This is a genomic window from Deltaproteobacteria bacterium GWC2_65_14 (assembly GCA_001797615.1).
Taxonomy (GTDB): domain Bacteria; phylum Desulfobacterota; class Deferrimicrobia; order Deferrimicrobiales; family Deferrimicrobiaceae; genus GWC2-65-14.
Map to the genome: position 1 here is coordinate 55,013 of MGPV01000040.1, position 2,245 is coordinate 57,257.

4 protein-coding genes and 1 pseudogene (1 of these 5 only partly in view) are annotated in these 2,245 nt (G+C 62.9%); all 5 read right to left on the bottom strand.

Annotated elements, in window-relative coordinates:
- Positions 1 to 228: 228 nt before the first annotated feature.
- Complete coding sequence (locus A2X88_01295) at positions 229 to 741, bottom strand: hypothetical protein (GenBank protein OGP33993.1); 513 nt, start codon at positions 739 to 741, stop codon at positions 229 to 231.
- Positions 742 to 805: 64 nt separating this feature from the next.
- On the bottom strand, positions 806 to 1,093 hold the full coding sequence (locus tag A2X88_01300; protein ID OGP33994.1) for a hypothetical protein: 288 nt from the start codon (positions 1,091 to 1,093) through the stop codon (positions 806 to 808).
- Positions 1,093 to 1,368, bottom strand: coding sequence for a hypothetical protein (locus tag A2X88_01305; GenBank protein ID OGP33995.1), 276 nt, complete (start codon positions 1,366 to 1,368; stop codon positions 1,093 to 1,095). The genes A2X88_01300 and A2X88_01305 overlap by 1 nt, the downstream gene beginning before the upstream one ends.
- A gap of 75 nt (positions 1,369 to 1,443) precedes the next feature.
- Positions 1,444 to 1,737, bottom strand: coding sequence for a hypothetical protein (locus A2X88_01310; GenBank protein OGP33996.1), 294 nt, complete (start codon positions 1,735 to 1,737; stop codon positions 1,444 to 1,446).
- A gap of 12 nt (positions 1,738 to 1,749) precedes the next feature.
- Positions 1,750 to 2,245: pseudogene (locus A2X88_01315) on the bottom strand (hypothetical protein) (it continues 162 nt past the right edge of the window).

A 2,245-nucleotide genomic window follows, 5' to 3' on the forward strand; every position in this document is an offset into this window, starting at 1 on the left:
CGGTGCTGATTCCAACGATCTCTTTACCTGCCTTCCCTCGTGCACCTGTCATGCCAGTTCATCCACCGATGAGGCAAGCAAAACATTTCATGTTTTCCGGCATGCTACGTCTTTGAAGCGCAAACGATCCGGAAACCCGATGAAGAATATTATTCACAAGCCTTCGCAATGTACTCCGGTGCTTCCCGTTCCTTGGCATCCTCCCCGGTCCCCGGACGTTGCGGAGCGTTATTTCACCGTGTGGTGAAAGGTGGCGCTGCCCTTCGTTCCTCCCGAATCCACCTCGACCTGGAAGGAGTACTTCCCGGGGTCGGGCAGGTTGACGTCGGCGCCGAAATGCCCCTCTATCACCATGAACTCGGTCGTGGCCTTTTTCTTGTCGGGACCGGTGACCGTGACGGATCCCTTCCCCTCGGTGACCGCCTTCTTCGTCTTCTGATCGGTCAGGAGCAGCGACAGGTGGTGGGTGTTCGCCATCGCCCCGTGCATCGCCATCCCGGAGGCCTTCGCCTTCTCCATCTGGGCCTTCATGTCCGCCAGCCGGGCCTCCCCGTGGAAGGAGCCTACCTTCCCCTCGAAGATCTTGTCCCCCATCTTCATCATGCCGTGCCCTTCCATCTTCTCCTTGTCGTGCATCCCGGACATCGAGCCATGCCCCTTCTCGCCCGCGACGGATGCCCCGGTAAACGCGAACGCACCCAGAGCCAGGAAACAGAGCGTGAACCGCAATCCCCTTTTCATCGTGAATCCTCCTTTTCGGCCGGAAGCGTCCGACCCTGTTGTTTGACCGTTTTCGATCCGGAAACTATTCATCGGACCGCGAATTATTTACGCCCCGATCTTTTTCAAACGACTCCTCCGAAGGCATTGGGGGGGATCCCTCCCGTCCCGCCCCTGTCTGTGAATCCTTCTGCACCGGAGCGACGGCGACCGCCGGACGAGATTCCAACCCCTCCCGGTTCCCTCCATGCATTCCGCGAAGATGACCAGCCGTCAGCCAGAACAGGAATCCGCCGATCATCATTGCCGCCATCAGAATCGCGACCGCCTCCCCCCGGACATCCCGGATGAATCCCTTTTTTCCCGGTCCCATCACCGTTCTCCTTTCCTCAGATATTCCAACCGTTCCGCCCCGTCTTCTTCCGCGTCCCCGGTTTCCTCCGGTTGCTCCTTCCTGTTCGGGTGGTCGATCACGATGTGGATCGCCTCGCCCGGCCCGTCTCCGAAAAGTTTCCTCGCCTCCACCAGGAGCGCGAGAAAATTCCGCTGTGTTTCCCGCTCGCTCCTTCGGCGCTCCCAAACGCAGCCGATCGGCTCTTTCCTCCCGGTCACGGGTTCCATCCGATACACGGTATACCGCCTTCGCATCCCTCATTTCTCCTTTCGTTCCGAAGGCAAGCCGGCAGGACCGATGCTGTCGACCGGCTCAATGGATACGGACGGTCACCCCCCGGCCGGCCGGGAATCCGCCGGCGGGCAGCATTCGCTCCCCGGGCCGCATCCTTGCCGGGCGCCCTCCCGGGTGAAACCATAGCTCCCTCCGAGGAGAAGGGTCGCCCCGACCGACAGGATGACCGCCGCGATCACGGCGATCAGCAGCCCCCGCCAGGTGGGCCTGGATCGAACCTCCTCTTCCCGTTCCGGCGGGCCAAGGTCGAACAATTCTCCCGGTTCCTCCCTCTCCTGCTTCCCCGGTTCGGCGGAATGTTCGTTCCTATCCTGCCTATCCTGTTCCATCGTCTCGCCTCCTTACACGGCCGCCCGCGACGGGGTCCGCGCATCCTCCACGAGCCGGCCGTCCCGCAGCCGTACGGAGCGGGTCGCCCGGCCCAGATTCGCCCGGTTGTGGGTCACCAGGATCACCGTCTTCCCCGACCGGTGCAGGGTTGAAAACAGGTCGAGAATCTGCCCTCCCGTCTCGGTGTCCAGGTTCCCCGTCGGCTCGTCCGCCAGCAGGACCGGGGGGTCGTGGACCAGCGCCCTTGCGATTGCGACCCGCTGGCACTCGCCGCCGGAAAGCTGCGAGGGGAGCCGCTCCTCTTTCCCCGCAAGCCCCACCGAGGAAAGGAGCAGGTCGGCCCGCTCCATCTTGTCCTTCGTCCGCCCCGGAGACGGGGACATCGGCACCATCACGTTCTCCCGCGCCGTGAGATAGGGGAGAAGGTGGTAGGCCTGGAAGATGAAGCCGATCGTCTCCCTCCGCAGGTCGGCCAGCCGGTCGGGCGAAAGGGGCGCCAGCGGGAAC

Excerpts from the sequence above, each read along its gene's own strand:
- A2X88_01305 (OGP33995.1), bottom strand. The coding sequence starts at position 1,368 with ATGCGAAGGCGGTATACCGTGTATCGGATGGAACCCGTGACCGGGAGG.
- A2X88_01310 (OGP33996.1), bottom strand. The coding sequence starts at position 1,737 with ATGGAACAGGATAGGCAGGATAGGAACGAACATTCCGCCGAACCGGGG.
- A2X88_01295 (OGP33993.1), bottom strand. The coding sequence starts at position 741 with ATGAAAAGGGGATTGCGGTTCACGCTCTGTTTCCTGGCTCTGGGTGCG.
- A2X88_01300 (OGP33994.1), bottom strand. The coding sequence starts at position 1,093 with ATGGGACCGGGAAAAAAGGGATTCATCCGGGATGTCCGGGGGGAGGCG.